This is a genomic window from Streptomyces sp. NPDC059201, assembly GCF_042754585.1.
Classification (GTDB): Bacteria; Actinomycetota; Actinomycetes; order Streptomycetales; family Streptomycetaceae; genus Streptomyces.
Map to the genome: position 1 here is coordinate 358,154 of NZ_JBHZBB010000008.1, position 15,708 is coordinate 373,861.

Consider the following 15,708-nt stretch of genomic DNA (forward strand, 5'->3'; position numbering starts at 1 on the left):
TTGGTCTGGACCTCTTGACGATTGGTCCAGACCTTCCTACGCTCGCGGGGCGCGCGCAACTCTCTCGGACCACCCCCACCCAGAACGTCCGCAACTTGAGGAGCACCGTTGAGCACTCAAGCACCGACGCGCCGAAGAGGATTCAGAGCACGGGCCGCCGCGGCCCTCACCGCTCTGGCCCTCCCGCTCGCCGCCATGGTCGGGCTCGCCTCCCCCGCCGAGGCGGCCACCTCGGCGACCGCGACCTACACCAAGACCCAGGACTGGGGCAGCGGCTTCGGCGCCAACTGGACCGTCAAGAACACCGGCACCACCACCATCACCTCGTGGACCCTGGAGTGGGACTACCCCACCGGCACCAGGGTCACCTCCGCGTGGGACGCCACCGTCACCAACAGCGGCAACCACTGGACCGCCAAGAACGTCGGCTGGAACGGCACCCTGGCGCCCGGCGCCTCGGTCTCCTTCGGCTACAACGGCGCCGGATCCGGCGCCCCCACCGGCTGTAAGATCAACGGCGCCTCCTGCGACGGCTCCACCCCGCCCGGTGACAACCCGCCCTCGGCACCCGGCACCCCGGTCGCCTCGGACATCACCAACACCTCGGTGAAGCTCACCTGGGGCGCGGCCCAGGACGACGTCGCCGTCAAGAACTACGACGTCCTGCGCGACGGCACCAAGGTCACCACCACCACCGCCCTGAACTACACCGACCAGGGCCTCACCGCGGGCACCGACTACACCTACACCGTCGTCGCCCGCGACAGCATCGACCAGACCGGCCCCGCCGCCGGCCCGACCCCGGTGCGCACCACGGGTGGCGACACCCCGCCGCCGCCGAAGGCCGTCAAGCTGGGCTACTTCACCAACTGGGGCGTCTACGGGCGCAACTACCACGTGAAGAACATCGTGACCTCGGGCTCCGCGTCCAAGATCACCCACATCAACTACGCCTTCGGCAACGTGCAGGGCGGCAAGTGCACCATCGGTGACGCCTACGCCGACTACGACAAGGCGTACACCGCCGACCAGTCCGTCGACGGCGTCGCCGACACCTGGGACCAGCCGCTGCGCGGCAACTTCAACCAGCTGCGCAAGCTGAAGAAGGCGTACCCGAACATCAAGGTCCTCTGGTCCTTCGGCGGCTGGACCTGGTCCGGCGGCTTCGGCCAGGCCGTCCAGAACCCGGCCGCGTTCGCGCAGTCCTGCTACGACCTGGTCGAGGACCCGCGCTGGGCCGACGTCTTCGACGGCATCGACCTGGACTGGGAGTACCCGAACGCCTGCGGTCTCACCTGTGACACCAGCGGCGCCGCGTCCTTCAAGAACATGATGCAGGCCATGCGCGCCAAGTTCGGCACGAACAACCTGGTCACCGCGGCCGTCACGGCCGACGCCTCCGCCGGCGGCAAGATCGACGCCGCCGACTACGCGGGCGCCGCGCCGTACTACGACTGGCTGAACGTGATGACGTACGACTTCTTCGGCGCCTGGGCGGCGAAGGGCCCGACGGCCCCGCACTCCCCGCTGACCTCGTACGCCGGCATCCCGCAGGCGGGCTTCAACTCCGCCGAGGCGATCGCCAAGTTCAAGGCCAAGGGCGTCCCGGCCAACAAGCTGCTGCTCGGCATCGGCTTCTACGGACGCGGCTGGACCGGCGTCACCCAGTCCGCCCCCGGCGGCACGGCCACCGGACCGGCCCAGGGCACCTACGAGCAGGGCATCGAGGACTACAAGGTCCTCAAGAGCTCCTGCCCGGCCAACGGCACCATCGCCGGCACCGCCTACGCCCACTGCGGCACCAACTGGTGGAGCTACGACACCCCCGCCACCGTCAACTCCAAGATGAGCTGGGCCAAGAACCAGGGCCTCGGCGGAGCCTTCTTCTGGGAGTTCAGCGGTGACACCACCAACGGCGAGCTCGTGACGGCCATCAACACCGGCCTGAGCTAGCACTCCGGGTACGACGAAGCGGGGGACGGTGCAGCACACCGTCCCCCGCTTCTCGCCTAAAAAGACTCAGGCCACGTTGACCCTCTGCCCGGGCGGCGCCGCCTCCAGCCAGGCCATGAAGCCGGTGCGGGCGTCCTCGCTCATCGCGAGCTCCAGCCGGACGCCGTTGTACATGCAGGGCTGGATCACCGAGTCCGAGAGCAGCGCCAGCTCCTCCTCGCCCTCCGGCATCCGGCGCTCCAGGGCGACGATGGCCGAGCGCTCCAGGAAACGGCGCGGGCGGGGCGCGTACGAGAAGACCCGGAACCAGGCGATCTCGTCGCCGCTGTAGCGGGCGACCCCGTACACCCAGCCCTTGCCGGACAGGTCCGGCTCCTCCGGGACGTCCCAGCGCAGCGAACAGTCGAAGGTGCCGCCGGCCCGCTGGATCAGTCTGCGGCGCAGTCCGAAGACGAAGAGCCCGATCACCACCAGTGCGACGACCAGGCCGCACACGAGCAACGCGAGGAACATCTCCACCGACCTCCTCGCTGCGTCCCGTGACCGGCGCCGCCGGCCGAACCGAATACAACCTGCATCTGCATCGCCTCAGCCGCGGCACGGTCTGGAACATTCCAGCCGTGCCGCGGCTGAGGGCACTACTCTTCGGTCGCGGGTCCGCTAGCGGACCGCTACCGCGCGCAGCCGGACCTCGGCGCGCCGCTCGGCGGCGGCGTCCTCGTCCGACTTGGCACGCTCCAGCGCGCGCTCGGCGCGCTGGGCGTCGATCTCGTCCGCCAGCTCGGCGATCTCCGCCAGCAGCGACAGCTTGTCGTCGGCGAAGGAGATGAAACCGCCGTGGACGGCGGCCACGACGGTGGCGCCCTCGCTCGTGCGGATCGTCACCGGGCCCGACTCCAGCACACCGAGCAGCGGCTGGTGACCGGGCATGACGCCGATGTCGCCGGAGGTGGTACGCGCGATGACCAGGGTGGCCTCGCCGGACCAGACACTCCGGTCCGCGGCGACCAGCTCGACGTGCAGCTCAGCAGCCAAGGGTGGCTCCTCGGGTCACCACCCGGCGGTGCTGCCGGGTGTTGGGATCAATTCTAAGGGGCGTGGAGAGGAGGGCGGGAACGGCTCCCGCCCCCCTCGGGTGAGCACGGGGCTCAGGAGACGCCGAGCTCCTTGGCGTTCTTCTTGAGGTCCTCAAGACCACCACACATGAAGAACGCCTGCTCCGGGAAGTGGTCGAACTCTCCGTCGCAGATCGCGTTGAACGCGGCGATCGACTCGTCGAGCGGGACGTCCGAACCGTCCACACCGGTGAACTGCTTGGCGGCGTGGGTGTTCTGCGACAGGAAGCGCTCGACACGACGCGCACGGTGCACGACGAGCTTGTCTTCCTCGCTCAGCTCGTCGATACCGAGGATCGCGATGATGTCCTGGAGGTCCTTGTACTTCTGCAGGATGCCCTTGACGCGCATGGCGGCGTCGTAGTGGTCCTGCGCGATGTAGCGCGGGTCCAGGATCCGGGACGTGGAGTCCAGCGGGTCCACGGCCGGGTAGATGCCCTTCTCGGAGATCGGACGGGAGAGAACCGTCGTCGCGTCGAGGTGGGCGAAGGTGGTCGCCGGCGCCGGGTCGGTGAGGTCGTCGGCGGGGACGTAGATCGCCTGCATCGAGGTGATCGAGTGACCACGGGTCGAGGTGATGCGCTCCTGGAGGAGACCCATCTCGTCGGCCAGGTTCGGCTGGTAACCCACCGCGGAGGGCATACGGCCGAGCAGGGTCGACACCTCGGAACCGGCCTGGGTGAAGCGGAAGATGTTGTCGATGAAGAACAGCACGTCCTGCTTCTGCACATCGCGGAAGTACTCCGCCATGGTCAGACCGGCGAGGGCCACACGGAGACGGGTGCCCGGGGGCTCGTCCATCTGGCCGAAGACCAGCGCGGTCTTGTCCAGAACGCCGGACTCTTCCATCTCCGCGATGAGGTCGTTGCCCTCACGGGTGCGCTCGCCGACGCCGGCGAAGACGGAAACGCCCTCGTGCAGCTTGGCCACACGCATGATCATTTCCTGGATCAGAACGGTCTTGCCGACACCGGCGCCACCGAACAGACCGATCTTTCCACCCTTGACGTACGGGGTGAGAAGGTCGACGACCTTCAGGCCGGTCTCGAACATCTCGGTCTTCGACTCGAGGTCCGCGAACGCCGGGGCCTTGCGGTGGATGGACCAGCGCTCGCCGACCTCCGACTCCGCCTCGGGCTCGTTCAGGATCTGACCCAGCGTGTTGAACACGCGGCCCTTGGTGACGTCGCCGACGGGCACGGTGATGCCGTCGCCGGTGTCGACCACGGGGGCCTGGCGGACCAGACCGTCGGTGGGCTGCATCGAGATGGTGCGGACGACGCCGTCACCCAGGTGCTGCGCGACCTCGAGGGTCAGCGTCTTGAGCGCGCCCTCCTCGGCCGGGTCGGCGACCTGGACGTGCAGGGCGTTGTAGATCTCCGGCATCGCGTCGACGGGGAACTCCACGTCGACGACCGGGCCGATGACCCGGGCGACGCGGCCCGTGGCGGCGGCCGTCTCAACAGTGGTCGTCATTACTTGTCACTCCCCGCGGTCGCGTCGGCCAGGGCTGCGGTGCCACCGACGATCTCGCTGATTTCCTGGGTGATTTCGGCCTGGCGGGCCGCGTTGGCAAGTCGGGAGAGGTTGTTGATCAAGTCTCCCGCGTTGTCGGTCGCCGACTTCATCGCACGCCGCGTCGCGGCGTGCTTCGACGCCGACGACTGGAGCAGCGCGTTGTAGATGCGGCTCTCGACGTAGCGCGGCAGAAGGGCGTCCAGGACGTCCTCCGCCGACGGCTCGAAGTCGTACAGCGGACGGAGCGTGTCCTGCTCGCCCGCCTCCTTCGCCACCTCGTCGAGGCTGAGGGGCAGCAGCCGGGCCTCGACCGCCGTCTGCGTCATCATCGAGACGAACTCGGTGTAGACGATGTGGAGCTCGTCCACACCACCCTCGGCCGTGGCCTTCTCGATCGCCTCGATCAGCGGCTCGCCGATCTTCTTGGCGTCCGCGTACGTCGGCTCGTCCGTGAAGCCGGCCCACGTGTCGGCCAGCTTGCGCTCACGGAAGTTGAAGTGCGCGATGCCGCGGCGGCCGACGACGTAGACGTCGACCTCCTTGCTCTCGCTCTCCAGCCGCTTGATGAGCTGCTCCGCCGCCTTGATGGCGTTGGAGTTGAAGGCGCCGGCCAGACCGCGGTCGCTCGAGAGGAGCAGAACCGCGGCACGGGTCGGGTTCTCGGCCTCGGTGGTCAGCGGGTGCTTGTCGTTGGCGCCCGTGGCCACCGCGGTCACCGCGCGGGTGAGCTCGGTGGCGTACGGGGTCGACGACTGCACCTTGCGCTGAGCCTTGACCACGCGCGAGGCGGCGATCATCTCCATCGCCTTGGTGATCTTCTTCGTCGCGGTGACGGATTTGATGCGACGCTTGTAGACCCGGAGCTGCGCTCCCATGAGTCAGGTCCCTTCCGTCGTCACTTCGAGACGTTGACGGCGGCCGGGGCGTCGTCGCCGAGCAGCTTGCCGTCAGACGTCTCGAACTGCTTCTTGAACTCCGCGATGGCGTCGGCGACGGCCGTCAGGGTGTCGTCCGACATCTTCTTGCCCTCGCGGATGGAGGTCATGAGACCCGAGTGGTTCTGGCGGAGGTACGCCAGGAGCTCGGCCTCGAAGCGACGGATGTCGGCGACCGGGACGTCGTCCATCTTGCCCGTGGTGCCGGCCCAGACCGAGACGACCTGGTTCTCCGTGGGCATCGGCTGGTACTGAGCCTGCTTGAGCAGCTCGACCATCCGCTGACCGCGCTCCAGCTGCGCCTTCGAGGCCGCGTCCAGGTCGGAACCGAAGGCCGCGAACGCCTCCAGCTCACGGAACTGGGCGAGGTCCACGCGGAGGCGACCGGCGATCTGCTTCATGGCCGGGTGCTGGGCGGAGCCACCGACACGGGAGACCGAGATACCGACGTTCAGGGCCGGACGCTGGCCGGCGTTGAACAGGTCGGACTCCAGGAAGCACTGGCCGTCGGTGATGGAGATGACGTTGGTCGGGATGAACGCCGAGACGTCGTTCGCCTTCGTCTCGACGATCGGCAGACCGGTCATCGAACCGGCACCCAGCTCGTCCGAGAGCTTGGCGCAACGCTCCAGGAGACGGGAGTGCAGGTAGAAGACGTCACCCGGGTACGCCTCACGGCCCGGCGGGCGGCGCAGCAGCAGCGACACGGCGCGGTAGGCGTCGGCCTGCTTCGACAGGTCGTCGAAGATGATGAGGACGTGCTTGCCCTCGTACATCCAGTGCTGGCCGATGGCCGAGCCGGTGTACGGGGCGAGGTACTTGAAGCCGGCCGGGTCGGACGCCGGGGCCGCGACGATCGTCGTGTACTCGAGCGCGCCGGCCTCCTCCAGGGCACCGCGCACGGACGCGATGGTGGAGCCCTTCTGGCCGATGGCGACGTAGATGCAGCGGACCTGCTTGTTCACGTCGCCCGAGCGCCAGTTGTCGCGCTGGTTGATGATCGTGTCGACGGCCAGGGCGGTCTTGCCCGTCTGGCGGTCGCCGATGATCAGCTGACGCTGACCGCGGCCGACCGGGGTCATGGCGTCGACGGCCTTGTAGCCGGTCTCCATCGGCTCGTGCACCGACTTACGGGCCATCACGCCCGGGGCCTGCAGCTCGAGGGCGCGGCGGCCCTCGGTCGCGATCTCGCCGAGACCGTCGATCGGGTTGCCGAGCGGGTCGACGACGCGACCCAGGTAACCCTCGCCGACGCCGACCGAGAGGACCTCGCCGGTACGGGTGACCGCCTGACCCTCCTCGATACCGCTGAACTCGCCGAGGACGATCGCGCCGATCTCGCGCTCTTCGAGGTTCAGCGCGAGGCCGAGGGTGCCGTCCTCGAACTTCAGCAGCTCGTTCGCCATGGCCGAGGGAAGACCCTCGACCTTCGCGATGCCGTCACCGGCCAGGCTGACCGTGCCGACCTCCTCGCGCGAGGCCGCGTCCGGCTGGTACGACTGGACGAAGGTCTCCAGTGCGTCCCGGATCTCCTCCGGCCGGATCGTGAGCTCCGCCATCTGGGTTCCCTGCTCTCCTTGTTGGGCCCGAAGTTTCTTAAGGGGTCTGGGGGCCGACCCCCAGGAATCTTCTGCAATCTCTGCACGGCCCAACCGGGCCGCTGTGATGCGTGTTGTGTTGCTGTCGGCGGCTGCCGCCGTCAGCCGGCCAGCCGCCGCTTCGCCTCGCCGAGGCGCTCGGAGACCGTGCCGTCGATGATCTCGTCGCCGACCCGCACCGAGATCCCGCCGAGGACCGCGGGGTCCACGTCCAGGTTCAGGTGCATCTGGCGGCCGTACAGCTTCGCCAGCGCGGCGCCGAGGCGCTGCTTCTGCTGGTCGGACAGCGGTACCGCCGAGGTGACGACGGCGACCATCCGGTCCCGGCGCGCCGCGGCGAGCTTGGACAGGGACTCGAGTCCCGCTTCCAGGCTACGTCCCCGGGGCTGGGTCACCAGACGGACGACCAGGCGCTCGGTGGTGGCGTGGGCCTTCCCGCCGAGCAGGCTGCGGAGCAGCTCGCCCTTGGCGGTGGCCTTGGCGGTCTTGTCCGTCAGCGCCGAGCGGAGCTCGGTGCTGGAGGACACGATCCGGCCGAACCGGAACAGCTCGTCCTCGACGTCGTCGAGGGCTCCCGCCTTCTGGGCCGCGGTGAGGTCGGCGGTGTTCGCCAGCTCCTCGGCCGAGTCGACCAGGTCGCGCGAGCGCGACCAGCGGGACCGGACCATGCCGGAGACCAGATCGACGGTCTCCCCGCCCACCTGACCGCTCAGGAGTCGCTGCGCGAGCGCGGCCTTGGCCTCACCCGACTGCGCGGGATCGGTCAGGACCCGGCGCAGCGACACCTCACGGTCGAGCAGGGCGGTTACTGCGGCCAGCTCGTCCGCCAGCTTCGCCGCGTCGACCGAGGTGTTGTCGGTCAGCGCGTCGAGGGACTCGCGGGCGGCGGCCAGTGCCTCACGGCTCGCTCCGTTCATCGGACGGCCTCAGCCTTCTCCTCGAGCTCGTCGAGGAAGCGGTCGATCGTGCGGCTCTGGCGGGCGGTGTCCTCGAGGGACTCGCCGACCAGCTTGCCGGCCAGGTCGGTGGCGAGCTTGCCGACGTCCTGGCGCAGCGAGGAGGTCGCGGCCTTGCGGTCGGCCTCGATCTGCGAGTGACCGGCGGCGATGATCTCCTCGCGCTGGCGCTGACCCTCCGCCTTCATCTCCTGGATGATCGCGGTGCCCTGCTCCGTCGCCTCCTGGCGGAGACGCGCGGCCTCGTGGCGGGCCTCGGCAAGCTGTGCCTTGTACTGCTCCAGCACACTCTGAGCCTCGATCTGGGCCGACTCGGCCTTCTCGATGCCACCCTCGATGGCCTCGCGGCGCTCGACCAGAACCTTGTTGATGTTCGGGAGGAGCTTCTTGGCGAGGAAGCCGAAGACGATGACGAAGGCGATCAGGCCGATGACGAGCTCGTCAAGATGCGGGAGGAGGGGGGGCATGGGCTCCCCCTCGGCCGCAAGAAGCAGAGCGTTCACATCAGTGCCTTCCGTGAAAATGTGGCTGTCGTCGAGAAGCAGGCTTAGTAGACGAAGCCCATGACGATGCCGATGAGGGCGAGCGCCTCACAGAAGGCGAAACCCATGATCTGGTTGGTACGGATCAGGCCGGCCGCCTCGGGCTGACGGGCGAGGGCCTGGGTGCCGTTACCGAAGATGATGCCGACGCCGACGCCGGGGCCGATCGCGGCGAGGCCGTAACCGATGGCGGCGACGTTGCCTTCGACAGCAGCAAGGGTCTGGAGAGCGGACATGCCGGTTCTTCCTTCTCTTTCAAGGACCCGGTGGGGGTTGGCCACCGGAGACTGCGGGGTGGGTGGTGGAGCTGGTCCGTGTCAGGGGGCTCAGTGGTGCTCGGAGAGCGCGCCCTGGATGTAGCTGCAGGCCAGGAGGACGAAGACGTACGCCTGGACGGCCTGGATGAAGAGCTCGAAGGCGGTCATCACGAGGACCATCACGAAGGACGTGCCGGCGTACACGATGCCGATGCCGTTGAGCAGGTACCAGGAGGCCAGCGAGAACATCACGATCAGCAGGTGACCGGCGAACATGTTCGCGAACAGTCGGACCGCGTGCGTGAAGGGCCGGATGATCAGGTTCGAGAAGAACTCGAGGACGACGACCAGCGGCAGGATCGGGCCGAGGGACTTGTCCCAGCCGACGATGTTCTTCCAGCCGCCGACGAAGCCGTGCTTCTTGAAGGTCAGCGAGACCCAGACGACGTACACGATCAGCGCCAGGGCCGCCGGGAAGGCGATCAGCGAGGTGACCGGGAACTGGGCCAGCGGGATGATCGACCAGAGGTTCATCATCCAGACGAGGAAGAACATGGAGACCATGAAGGGGACGTACTTCTCGCCGTCCTTCTTGCCGATGATCTCGTAGACGATGCCGCGGCGCACGAAGTCGTACCCGGCCTCGCCGATCATCTGCATCTTGCCGGGGACCAGCTTCGGCTTGCGGAAGGCCGCCCAGAAGAAACCGACCACCACGACGGAGCTCAGGACCGCGAGCAGCATGGGCTTGGTCAGCTCGAAGCCGCCCCACGTCGCGATCGGCTCGTAGATGAACGTGTGCAGGCCCGGAGCCGGGAAGCCGCATCCGGTGAAGATGTGGCAATCCGGGTCGAAGGCAAGCGTCTGGTCAGCACTCACCGCGGGCTCCTTCAGCGTGGCGCATAGGTACGGCAACCTCGTTGTGTCGGCGCGGCGCACAGCCGCGGGTCGGCACTGGACTGGTGGTCTTACGGATAAGGGGGCGGCGGTTCGGCATCGAGCCTCGCGCTGGGACAGGCGCCGCTTCGGATGCCCGCGCCCGCAATGCCGCAGTTGGCACCGGACGATAGCAGGAAGCCGAACGCGCCTTTATCCCGGCCCTACCCTTCACGACTTCGAACCCGTTTTCTCGGGCTCGACGTACGTGATCTTGGCCTTCATGTAGGCACGGGCCTGAGCCGCGACCCACACCACGGTCGCCGCGAGCAGCGTGAAGGCGAAGGCCTTGAAGTCGAACACCGTGGTGCCCTTCAGCAAGGCCAGGAACACGAAGAGAACCAGCAGCTGGGTCGTGTAGAGCAAGAGCCCCATGGCCTGGAACAGCTGCGGAAGTTTCTTTGCCGTCCGCTGTAGCACCAGCATCCCGATGCCCATGAAGAGGAGCACGACCAGGGTGCCGAGCACGGCGCCGATAGCCCCCTTCCCGCCGGCGACGATGCCGCTGATCACCGTGGCGATGGCGCCGACGGCGGCAGTGGGTACGACGGCCGAGAGAAGAAGGCGTGCGTCGGTGGAAGGCATGGCGGTGTCTCCGCTTGATGGAGGGGGCGATGGTGTCGTCAGGGACGAGCGTATGCCCGGTCCGAGGTGGGTCTCGGGGCCAACAGACCGTCGCACTACGGTCTTTCGGCACTGTCGCCGGGTCTCGTGAACCGTATCACAAACTATTTGAATAGGTCTTTACCCACAGGGTGTGCCAACTGTCACACATGAGGGTTACAACGCGCGATTGCGCGCGACAGCGGGGCACCTTGTCTGGTATTGGGCTTTGCTGGGGCTTTCGTCGGCGGCGAGTGGGTGCAGAGCCGACGGAGCGTCAACTCGGCGTTCCGGCCTTCCGCCGGTCGGAGAAGCGCGAACGGTGACCGATGGCCGTCGAGCCGTGCAGCCCGGCCGGCACCGGAACCCGCTCGTCCGCCCCGTCCGCCGTCGCCTCGTGCTCCGGCTCCGGTTCGGGGACCGGCTTGCGGCGCCGGTAGCGCGGCGGGACGACGGCCTCCGCCCAGCGGGGCGCCCGCGGCGAGAAGCGCGGCAGCAGGAGCAGCACCAGACCGATGGCGCTCAGCACGGTGACGGTCAGCACGATCCACATGGACGTCGAGTGGACCGAGTACGCGAGCGTGCCGAAGGCGATCAGCGCCGACCAGAAGTACATGATCAGCACGGCCCGGCTGTGCGAGTGGCCGATCTCCAGGAGCCGGTGGTGCAGGTGGCCGCGGTCGGCGGCGAAGGGCGACTGGCCCTTCCAGGTGCGCCGCACGATCGCCAGGACCAGGTCGGTCATCGGGATCGCGATGATGGTCAGCGGCAGGATCAGCGGGATGAAGACGGGCAGGGCCGCGTGGGTCGCCTGCCGGGTCGAACCCTCGAAGATCTTCAGGGTGTCCGGGTCCACCTGGCCGGTGATGGAGATGGCGGAGGCGGCCAGGATCAGGCCGATCAGCATCGAGCCCGAGTCGCCCATGAAGATCCGCGCCGGGTGCATGTTGTGCGGCAGGAAGCCCAGGCACATGCCCATGAGGATCGCGGCGAAGAGGGTCGCGGGGGCCGCCGCCTCGATCGTGTAGCCGTACCAGAGGCGGTACGCGTACAGGAAGAAGGCGCCGGTGGCGATGCAGACCATGCCCGCGGCGAGGCCGTCGAGACCGTCCACGAAGTTGACCGCGTTGATGGTGAGGACGACGAGGGCGACCGTCAGCAGGGTGCCCTGCCACTGGGTCAGCGCGACCGTGCCGACGCCGGGGATCGGCAGCCACAGGATCGTCAGACCCTGCGCGACCATCACGCCGGCCGAGATCATCTGGGCGCCCAGCTTGATCAGCGCGTCCAGCTCGAACTTGTCGTCCAGGACGCCGATCAGCCAGATCAGCGCGGCGCCGGAGAGCAGCGCCCGCGGCTCGTTCGACTGCTCGAAGACGCTGTTGAGGTTCTGGAGGTGGTCGGCGACGAGCAGGCCCGCGCACAGCCCGAAGAACATGGCGATGCCACCGAGCCGCGGAGTCGGTTCTCGGTGTACGTCACGCGCGCGGATCTCCGGCATCGCGCCGGTCGCGATGGCGAACTTCCGCACCGGACCGGTCAGCAGATAGGTCACCGCGGCCGTGACACAGAGCGTCAGCAGGTAATCACGCACGGGCTGTCCCCACAGGAATCGCTGGCCATCTCAGCCCCACACCCTAGCCGTGCCGTCCATGTGGTTGGAGACACCAGGGGTCCCGGAACGGTTGCGGGCCCTTCCGGCTCACCCGCCATACGGGGGAAAACTCCTGGTCAGCTCCCGTACCTCGGCCCGTACCCGAGCCGTCTCCTCCGGTTCGTCCCGTAGCGCGACGGTGAACAGCGCGGCGATCCTGGCCATCTCCGGGGCGCCCATCCCCTGCGTCGTGACCGCGGCGGTGCCGAGCCGGATGCCGCGTCCGTCCCCGTACGGCAGGGCGCAGGTGTCCAGGACCATGCCGGCCGCGGAGAGGCGGGCCCGCGCGGTGCGCCCGTCGACGCCCAGCGGCGAGGGGTCGGCGGTGATGAGGTGGGTGTCGGTGCCGCCGGTGGTCAGCGCGAAGCCCTCGGCGGAGAGCGCGGCGGCGAGCACGCGCGCGTGTTCCACCACACGATGGGCGTACGCGGTGAACGCCGGGGTGGACGCCTCCCCCAGGGCGACGGCCTTCGCCGCGATGGTGTGCATCTGGGCGCCGCCCTGGGTGAACGGGAAGACCGCGCGGTCGACCCGTTCGGCCAGCTCCGCCGTGCACAGCACCATCCCGCCGCGCGGGCCGCGCAGCACCTTGTGGGTGGTCGCGCAGACGACGTCGGCGTACGGGACCGGGTTCGGCGCCGCGCCGCCGGCGACGAGCCCGATGGGGTGGGCGGCGTCGGCGATGAGATAGGCGCCCACCTCGTCGGCGACGGCCCGGAAGAGCGCGTAGTCGGGGTGGCGGGGGTAGGAGATGGAGCCGCAGACGATCGCCGTCGGGCGGTGGTGGCGGGCGAGGGCGGCGAGCTGCTCGTAGTCGATGAGGCCGGTCTCGGCGTCGACGCCGTACGGGACGAAGTCGAACCAGCGGCCGGAGAAGTTCGCCGGCGAACCGTGCGTGAGGTGCCCGCCGTGGTCGAGGCCCATGGCGAGGACCGTGTCACCGGGCCTCAGAAGGGCCGCGTACGCCGCCAGGACGGCCGAGGAGCCCGAGTGGGGCTGGAGGTTCGCATGATCGGCTCCGAAGAGCGAGGTGGCCCGTTCCACGGCGATGCGCTCGGCGGCGTCGGCGTACTCGCAGCCGCCGTGGTGGCGGGCGCCCGGATACCCCTCGGCGTACTTGTTGGCGAGCTGCGAGCCGAGCGTCGCCAGCACCGCGCGCGAGGTGAAGTTCTCCGCCGCGATCAACTGGAGCGTCTCGGCCTGCCGCCGCGCCTCCCCCAACAGCACGTCGGCGATCTCCGGATCCTGCCGCCGCAGGACGTCGAGAACCTCTTCGGGTGGCGCGCTGACCGACATGGCTGACTCCGTGCCTGGAGGGACGTAGCACCAATGTAGGCGCGCCCACCCCCACGCGCCCCCCGGAACGCCGCGCTGACTCAGCGCGGCGTGGAGACGCCCGTCAGGGCGGTGACGACGGGGTCCAGGGCCTCTTGGATTTCTTCGCCGATGGAGCGGAAGACGGTGATGGGGGCGCCGTAGGGGTCGTTGACCTCGTCCGCTTCGGCGGAGGGGGCGAGGAGCCACCCGCGTAGAGCGGCGGCGGCGCGGACCAGGGATCGTGCGCGTTCGACCACGCCGTCGCGGGGGTCCGGGAGGGTGGCGGGGTCGATGGCGCGGACCAGGCGGGTGAACTCCTTCAGGGTGAAGGTGCGCAGTCCGGCCGAGTGGCCCATCGAGATGACCTGCGCGCGGTGGTCGCGGGTCGCGGTGAGGACGAGGTCGGCGCGGATGACGTGCTCGTCGAGGAGCTCGCGCCCGACGAAGCCGCTGTGGTCGGCGCCGAAGTCGGCGAGGACCAGCTCCGCGTTGGTCTCCATGGGGGCGCCCTCGTGGCCCCAGGTGCCGGCGCTCTCCACGATGAGGCCCCGGCCGAGCCCCTCGCCGAGCCGCTCGCCCAGGGCGTGGCGGGTCAGCCGCTCGGTGATGGGCGAGCGGCAGACGTTGCCGGTGCTGACGTGGAGGATGCGGAAGGTTCCGACGTGCTCGTACCCCGCTATGCCACGCCCCTCAGGGGCGGTCAACTGGCCACCTCGAGGTCGGGTACGACCTTGCGGAGCTCCTCCGGTGACAGCGCGCCCTCGCGCAGCAGCACCGGGACCTTGCCCGTGACGTCGACGATGGAGGAGGGGACGATGCCGGGCGTGGGACCGCCGTCGAGGTAGACGGAGACGGCGTCGCCGAGCATCTGCTGGGCGGCGTCGCAGTCCTCCGGCGCGGGGAGCCCGATGGTGTTGGCCGAGGTGACCGCCATCGGGCCGACCTCGGTGAGCAGCTCGATGGCGACCGGGTGCAGCGGCATGCGGATGGCGACGGTGCCGCGGGTGTCGCCGAGGTCCCACTGGAGGGACGGCTGGTGGCGGGCGACCAGGGTGAGCGCGCCGGGCCAGAAGGCGTCGACGAGCTCCCATGCGTGCTCGGAGAAGTCGGTGACGAGGCCGTGCAGCGTGTTGGGGGAGCCGATGAGGACGGGGGTGGGCATGGTGCGGCCCCGGCCCTTGGCGGCGAGCAGGTCCGCGACGGCCTCGCTGGAGAAGGCGTCGGCGCCGATCCCGTACACGGTGTCAGTGGGGAGCACGACGAGTTCGCCGCGGCGGACGGCCGACGCGGCTTCGCGCAGGCCGGTCGCGCGATCGGTCGACTCGTTGCAGTCGTATCGGCGTGCCATCAGTCGCGCTCCTCCTCGGTGGTGGTGCGGTGCCGGCTCATGGCATCGCCTTGCGGGCGGTCGCGAAGCGCGGCCGGTTGTTCAGGTCGGGGTGGTCGGCGGCGTCCGCCCAGCCGGCCTCCTCGTTGAAGATCCACGGCACCTGGCCGCCCTGGGTGTCCGCGTGCTCGATGACGACGAGGCCGCCGGGGCGCAGCAGCCGGTGGGCGGTGCGCTCGATGCCGCGGATGGTGTCGAGGCCGTCCTCGCCGGAGAAGAGCGCCATCCCGGGGTCGTGGTCGCGGGCCTCGGGGGCGACGTACTCCCACTCGGTGAGGGGGATGTACGGCGGGTTGGAGATGACGAGGTCGACCTGGCCGTTGAGCTCCGGGAGCGCGGTGAGCGCGTCGCCCTGGTGGACGGTGACGCGGGAGCCCTCGGCGTTCTTCCGGGTCCAGACGAGCGCGTCGTCGGAGAGCTCGACGGCGTGGACGCGCGAGCGGGGCACCTCCTGGGCCATCGCGAGGGCGATGGCGCCGGAGCCGGTGCAGAGGTCGACGATGAGCGGCTCGACGACGTCCATCGCGCGGACGGCGTCTATGGCCCAGCCGACCACGGACTCGGTCTCCGGGCGGGGCACGAAGACGCCGGGGCCGACCTGGAGCTCCAGGTAGCGGAAGAACGCCCGGCCGGTGATGTGCTGGAGCGGTTCGCGCGCCTCGCGGCGCGCGATGGCCTCCCAGTAGCGGGCGTCGAAGTCGGCGTCCTTGACGTTGTGCAGCTCCCCCCGCTTGACGCCGTGCACGAACGCGGCGAGCTCCTCGGCGTCGAAACGCGGCGAGGGAACGCCGGCGTCGGCCAGCCGCTGGGTGGCCTGGGCCACCTCGGCAAGCAGCAGACTTCGGGGGCCTGGGGGTCGCCCCCCAGAAAGTGACTGCACGCTGGTCCTCCGTGGTGCGGGGTGGGGCTGGAGAGGGTGCCGGAGCGCGGACGCGCC

16 protein-coding genes are annotated in these 15,708 nt (G+C 69.3%); 1 reads left to right on the forward strand and 15 read right to left on the reverse strand.

What is annotated here, in order from left to right; all coding sequences use genetic code 11:
• The first annotated feature begins 195 nt into the window (after positions 1 to 195).
• On the forward strand, positions 196 to 1,953 hold the full coding sequence (locus ACFXMG_RS26020; protein ID WP_383819106.1) for a glycosyl hydrolase family 18 protein: 1,758 nt from the start codon (positions 196 to 198) through the stop codon (positions 1,951 to 1,953).
• 66 nt (positions 1,954 to 2,019) lie between these two features.
• On the opposite strand, the gene ACFXMG_RS26025 is transcribed toward ACFXMG_RS26020, so the two are convergent.
• The 15 genes from ACFXMG_RS26025 to prmC form a co-directional block, all read right to left on the reverse strand.
• The gene (locus tag ACFXMG_RS26025; protein ID WP_150233122.1) at positions 2,020 to 2,466 is read right to left on the reverse strand and encodes a DUF2550 domain-containing protein; all 447 of its coding nucleotides are present in this window, start codon (positions 2,464 to 2,466) and stop codon (positions 2,020 to 2,022) included.
• 147 nt (positions 2,467 to 2,613) lie between these two features.
• Positions 2,614 to 2,988, reverse strand: a complete 375-nt coding sequence (locus tag ACFXMG_RS26030; RefSeq protein ID WP_031006240.1) for a F0F1 ATP synthase subunit epsilon — start codon at positions 2,986 to 2,988, stop codon at positions 2,614 to 2,616.
• 113 nt (positions 2,989 to 3,101) lie between these two features.
• Positions 3,102 to 4,544, reverse strand: coding sequence for a F0F1 ATP synthase subunit beta (atpD, locus tag ACFXMG_RS26035; protein WP_189847952.1), 1,443 nt, complete (start codon positions 4,542 to 4,544; stop codon positions 3,102 to 3,104).
• Complete coding sequence (locus ACFXMG_RS26040) at positions 4,544 to 5,461, reverse strand: F0F1 ATP synthase subunit gamma (RefSeq protein WP_383819028.1); 918 nt, start codon at positions 5,459 to 5,461, stop codon at positions 4,544 to 4,546. Before ACFXMG_RS26040 ends, atpD begins: the two co-directional genes overlap by 1 nt.
• Before the next feature lie 20 nt (positions 5,462 to 5,481).
• Positions 5,482 to 7,080 (reverse strand): F0F1 ATP synthase subunit alpha, encoded by a 1,599-nt coding sequence (gene atpA / locus ACFXMG_RS26045; protein ID WP_383819029.1) that lies wholly within the window; start codon positions 7,078 to 7,080, stop codon positions 5,482 to 5,484.
• A gap of 140 nt (positions 7,081 to 7,220) precedes the next feature.
• A complete protein-coding gene (locus tag ACFXMG_RS26050; RefSeq protein WP_383819030.1) occupies positions 7,221 to 8,036 on the reverse strand; it encodes a F0F1 ATP synthase subunit delta in 816 nt (271 codons plus the stop codon).
• Positions 8,033 to 8,578, reverse strand: coding sequence for a F0F1 ATP synthase subunit B (locus tag ACFXMG_RS26055; protein WP_383819032.1), 546 nt, complete (start codon positions 8,576 to 8,578; stop codon positions 8,033 to 8,035). Before ACFXMG_RS26055 ends, ACFXMG_RS26050 begins: the two co-directional genes overlap by 4 nt.
• Before the next feature lie 44 nt (positions 8,579 to 8,622).
• The gene (atpE, locus tag ACFXMG_RS26060) at positions 8,623 to 8,853 is read right to left on the reverse strand and encodes an ATP synthase F0 subunit C (RefSeq protein ID WP_006346597.1); all 231 of its coding nucleotides are present in this window, start codon (positions 8,851 to 8,853) and stop codon (positions 8,623 to 8,625) included.
• A gap of 90 nt (positions 8,854 to 8,943) precedes the next feature.
• Complete coding sequence (gene atpB / locus ACFXMG_RS26065) at positions 8,944 to 9,753, reverse strand: F0F1 ATP synthase subunit A (protein ID WP_383819034.1); 810 nt, start codon at positions 9,751 to 9,753, stop codon at positions 8,944 to 8,946.
• A gap of 228 nt (positions 9,754 to 9,981) precedes the next feature.
• A complete protein-coding gene (locus ACFXMG_RS26070) occupies positions 9,982 to 10,395 on the reverse strand; it encodes a hypothetical protein (protein WP_383819036.1) in 414 nt (137 codons plus the stop codon).
• A 295-nt stretch (positions 10,396 to 10,690) separates the two neighbouring features.
• Positions 10,691 to 12,007, reverse strand: a complete 1,317-nt coding sequence (locus ACFXMG_RS26075; protein WP_383819038.1) for an MraY family glycosyltransferase — start codon at positions 12,005 to 12,007, stop codon at positions 10,691 to 10,693.
• Positions 12,008 to 12,115: 108 nt separating this feature from the next.
• Positions 12,116 to 13,363: a serine hydroxymethyltransferase gene (gene glyA / locus ACFXMG_RS26080; RefSeq protein ID WP_383819039.1), complete on the reverse strand. Its 1,248-nt coding sequence runs from the start codon at positions 13,361 to 13,363 to the stop codon at positions 12,116 to 12,118.
• A gap of 80 nt (positions 13,364 to 13,443) precedes the next feature.
• Entirely contained in the window at positions 13,444 to 14,088 is a 645-nt protein-coding gene (locus ACFXMG_RS26085; protein WP_383819040.1) for a protein-tyrosine-phosphatase, read from the reverse strand.
• Entirely contained in the window at positions 14,085 to 14,732 is a 648-nt protein-coding gene (locus ACFXMG_RS26090) for an L-threonylcarbamoyladenylate synthase (RefSeq protein ID WP_383819042.1), read from the reverse strand. Before ACFXMG_RS26090 ends, ACFXMG_RS26085 begins: the two co-directional genes overlap by 4 nt.
• A gap of 37 nt (positions 14,733 to 14,769) precedes the next feature.
• Positions 14,770 to 15,651, reverse strand: coding sequence for a peptide chain release factor N(5)-glutamine methyltransferase (gene prmC, locus ACFXMG_RS26095; RefSeq protein ID WP_383819043.1), 882 nt, complete (start codon positions 15,649 to 15,651; stop codon positions 14,770 to 14,772).
• Positions 15,652 to 15,708: the final 57 nt, after the last annotated feature.